General features: G+C 68.5%; 3 protein-coding genes and 1 pseudogene. 2 read left to right on the forward strand and 2 right to left on the reverse strand.

Features of this window, described 5'->3' with window-relative positions:
- Positions 1-280 (reverse strand): annotated as a pseudogene (locus tag DMC18_RS09675) (hypothetical protein); the annotation flags it as partial.
- Positions 281-363: 83 nt separating this feature from the next.
- Positions 364-1,113, reverse strand: a complete 750-nt coding sequence (locus tag DMC18_RS09680) for a glutathione S-transferase family protein (RefSeq protein WP_110119987.1) — start codon at positions 1,111-1,113, stop codon at positions 364-366.
- A 95-nt stretch (positions 1,114-1,208) separates the two neighbouring features.
- On the opposite strand from DMC18_RS09680, the gene DMC18_RS09685 reads away from it, so the two are divergent.
- Both DMC18_RS09685 and DMC18_RS09690 read left to right on the forward strand, forming a co-directional pair.
- Complete coding sequence (locus DMC18_RS09685) at positions 1,209-1,943, forward strand: YafY family protein (RefSeq protein WP_110119986.1); 735 nt, start codon at positions 1,209-1,211, stop codon at positions 1,941-1,943.
- 119 nt (positions 1,944-2,062) lie between these two features.
- On the forward strand, positions 2,063-4,381 hold the full coding sequence (locus tag DMC18_RS09690; RefSeq protein ID WP_110119985.1) for a TonB-dependent receptor: 2,319 nt from the start codon (positions 2,063-2,065) through the stop codon (positions 4,379-4,381).
- Positions 4,382-4,386 lie beyond the last annotated feature (5 nt).

Here is a 4,386-nt window from a genome sequence, read left to right on the forward strand (position 1 = left end):
CGGGGATCGGGACAGGACGCGGCCGGATCGGCGAGACGCTGCGGGCCTCGCGCGGCACTTCCTGCGCCCGCCGCTCGCTCGACGCCGTCGACGGCGAAGGCTCGGGACTGGGGGTCAGGGCCTCGAACAGCGCCGCCTCCATGGCCGGCGGCTCGGACAGGCCCGGCATGGTGCGCACGAAGCCGACGAGCGCCAGAACGGCGGCCGCGTGCAGGCCCAGGGAAACGCCCGCCGCGAGCGCCTTGTCCCCGCCTCGCCCGCCCGTCCGGGGTCGTCCCACGCCGATAGACTCCACGCACTCGATAAGAATGCGTCGCATCTACAGGAAGGCGCGTCCCGAAACAACGTCCGGACGGCTACGGATCACGCGGCCCACAGAGTCTCCGTGGCCGCTTCCGGGCGGACCTCCGATACGAAGGCCGGATAGAAGGTCGCCAGCATCCGTTCGGCATAGGCCACGAGGTTGCAGAACCCCTCGGCCCGCTGGCGGATCGGCGAGTCGAAGAACGGCGTCAGGATCTGGGCCAGTATGGAAAAGGCGATGGCGTCGACGCTGGTCGGCCGCTCGCCCATCAGGAAGGCCTTGTCGCCCAGCATTTCGGAGAGCGCGGTCAGCGACCAGGCGGCCAGCTCGACGATCTCGTCGGGGCCGTGGCGACCGATCCCCACGGCCTTGAGATTGGCCTCGACCGCGTCGAGCAGGCCCGCCTTCAGGTCCTGGCGCATGGCCTCGGGGGCGCCGTCGAACCAGTGGGCCGGCCCCTTCTCGAAATTGTCGAAGTCGAAGAAGCGGAAATAGCAGTTGGCCCAGCCCAGCTGGTTCTCGACCATCCGCTCGATCGCCCAGGCCTGGGCGCGCTCGACCCGGGTGAGGCCCGCATCGAGGTCGACGCCGTAGCTGCGCTCGAGATAGGCGCGGATGAAGGTGGAGTCGGCGACCTTGACGCCGTCGTCGTCGATCCAGGGCAGCTGGCCCTTGGGCGAGGTCTCGGGATGGGCCGGGACCTTCTGGTAGGCCAGGCCCGCCATCATCAGGTGGATCTCGGTCTTGGTGACGTAGGGGCTTCCCTCAGGCAGGCCGTAGGCCGGGCCGGCGGCGTAGAGCGTGATCATCTCGAGGTCCCTCTCGTGCGGTATTGCGATGAGGACAGACTGCCGCCACCCTGCTGCCAGCATGCTGTCAGCAACGATCCGGCACTGTGGGACCCATGAGACGCGCTGAACGCCTATTCCAGATCATCCAGATCCTTCGCCGCAGCCGGACGCCGGTCACCGCCGACTCCATCGCCGCCGAACTGGAGACCTCCAAGCGCAGCGTCTATCGCGACATCGCCGCCTTGGTCGGTCAGAGGGCGCCCATCCGCGGCGAGGCGGGCGTCGGCTATGTTCTGGAGGCCGGATACGACATGCCGCCCCTGATGCTGACGCCGGACGAGATCGAAGCCGCCGTGCTGGGCGCCCAATGGGTGGCCGGCCGCGGGGATCCCGCCCTGGCCACCGCCGCCCGCGATCTCATTGCGAAGATCGCCGCCGCCGTGCCCGACAACCTGCGGCCCTATGTGCTGGAGCCGGCGACCCGCGCCCCCGCGCCGTGGAACCCGACGCCCGACAACATCGACATGGCCCAGACCCGGGCCTGGATCCACGCCGGCCGCAAGATCCGGCTGGACTATCGCGACGAGAAGGGCGCGGTCAGCCAGCGGGTCGTCTGGCCGGTGACGGTGGGCTACCTCGCCACCGTGCGGATGCTGATCGCCTGGTGCGAACTGCGCAGCGACTTCCGCAACTTCCGCACCGACCGGGTGGTGGCCGCGCAGTTCCTCGACGACCGCCACGGCCAGCGACCGGCCGTGCTGCGCGCGCGATGGCAGCGGCAGATGGAGGAGGAATGGGCCGCCTACGACGCTGCCAAGGCGGCGGGACCGGCCCTGCCCTCCTCCTGAACCGGAACGTCAGCCATCGAAATTGCGCGCCCTGCGATTACTTTTGCAAATGAGTTTGCATTTGACTCGCAACTGAACGCCCGGTAGCTGCGACCCGTTCTTAGTAACGGGGGAAGTGCATGAAATCGCGGTTGATGATGGCGAGCGCCTTGGGCGCGTGGGCGGCGCTGGCGGGCGTGGTTCGGGCCGAGGAGCCGATCGCGACGGCGCCCGAAGCCCCCACCGCGGTCGACGCCGTGGTCGTGACCGGCGAAAAGACCGCCCGCTCGCTGCAGGACACCGTCACCAGCGTGGCCGTGACGACCGCCCGCACGATCGAGCGCGAGCAGATCCGCAGCTTCTACGACGTGGTCGCCCGCACGGCGAACATGAGCGAGACCTACGGCAAGAGCGGCTTCACGATCCGGGGCGTGGCCAACAACAACGTCTCGGGCGGCGGCACCAGCGGCCTGGCCACGGTCTATCTGGACGGCGCGGCCATTCCCGAGCGCGCCATGTACGGCGGTCCGCTGGAGATGTGGGACGTGGGCCAGGTCGAGATCTTCCGGGGTCCGCAGTCGACCCTGCAGGGCCGCAACGCCCTGGCCGGCGCGGTGATCATCCGCACCACCGACCCGACCTTCGACTGGAACTTTAAGGCCCGCGCCACCGCGGCCAGCGGCGACGACCGCTCGATCGGCCTGGCCGGCGGCGGCCCGATCGTCGCCGACCAGCTGGCCTTCCGGGCAGCCTTCCACGATCGCCAGGCCGACGGCTTCGTCTACAACACCGTGCAGAAGCGCGACGACGACGCCGTCGACACCCGCTCGTATCGCGGCAAGCTGCTGCTGACGCCGACGGCGCTGGAAGGCTTCAAGGCGATCGCCACCTACAGCCGCAACGAGAACAGGTCGGGCTATCTCTACACCTACGCCCGCACCGACACGCCGGACTATTACGACCACCGCGTCAGCAAGACCGACACGCCCAACACCAGCGACATCACCACCGACATCTTCAACCTGGAGCTCTCGCAGGCCTTAAGCGAACGCTTCACCCTGTCGGGCGCCTTCTCGTGGAGCAAGGTCGACCTGGTGCAGCGCTACGACGCCGACCTGACGCCGCAGACCCTGTCCTACGGCGGCCAGGACGAGCTGACCAAGACCACCAGCCAGGAAGTGCGCCTGAACTACGACGGCGAGCGGCTGAAGGGCCTGGTCGGCCTCTATCACGCCAAGCGCGACTCCGACCGCAAGTCGGCCAGCCTGACCAACGTCACCTTCCCCACCGCCACCCTGGTCAGCGTGCTGACCTCGACCCTGGTGAGCGGCGGAACGCCGCTGGCCACGGCCCAGGCGCAGGCCAACGCCTTCGCGACCATCTATGTCGCCGCCCTGCCGGTGATCCCGGTCGACTATTCGTCGGACGCGCCGGAGATCGTCACCACCACCGCCCTGTTCGCCGACGGCAGCTTCGACCTGACCGCCAAGCTCAGCCTGCTGGCCGGCTTCCGCTACGACCACGAGGAGAACGAGCAGGAGTCGTCGCAGACGGCCGTGTTCGCCGGAACCTATCCCACACCGGCCAACTTCGGCGCCTACGCGCCGTACGTGGTGCTGGTGAACAACTTCGTCGCCTCGATGGTGGCCCAGGCCGGCGCCGCCTCGCCCGGCTCGACGCGCAAGTTCGACGCCTTCCTGCCCAAGCTCGGCGTCAAGTACGCCTGGACCGATGACCTCTCGACCAGCTTCGTCGTGCAGCGCGGCTATCGCTCGGGCGGCTCGACCGTCAACGTCGCCCGCGCCACCGTCGTGCCCTACGACCAGGAATTCACCTGGAACTACGAGCTTTCGCTGCGCTCCTACTGGCCGCAGTGGGGCCTGACGGCCAACGCCAACGCCTACTATGTCGACTGGAGCGACCAGCAGGTGATCGTCAACCTGGGCCTCAACACCTACGACTACCAGGTCGAGAACGCCGGGACCTCGCACCTCTACGGCTTCGAGGTGGAGCTGAACCAGCACCTGTCGTCCAAGGCCAGCTGGTGGGCGTCGCTGGGCCACACCAAGACCAAGTTCGACGAGTTCCGGGTCGGCACGGGTTCGGACGTCCGCGACCTGTCGGGCTCGGAATTCCCCTACGCCCCGCACTGGACTTTCGCGGTCGGCGGCGACTATCGCTGGGACAACGGCCTGGTCGCCAACCTCAACGCCAACTACCGCGCCAAGGCCTATACCGAGGCCGGCGGCGAGCAGGACGGCCGCATCGCCGACGCCCGCACCCTGGTCAACGGCCGCTTCGGCTACGAGGCCGCGCACTTGGGGGGCCACTGGGGCGCCTATGTGTTCGCCAAGAACCTGCTGAACGAGAAGTACAAGCAGTACACCCGCGAAGACGTGCCGGTGGCCCTGCTGGGCGAGCCGCGCATCCTGGGCGTGACGCTGGAGACCCGCTGGTGATCGGT

It is taken from the genome of Caulobacter sp. D5, from assembly GCF_003185805.1.
GTDB lineage: Bacteria > Pseudomonadota > Alphaproteobacteria > Caulobacterales > Caulobacteraceae > Caulobacter.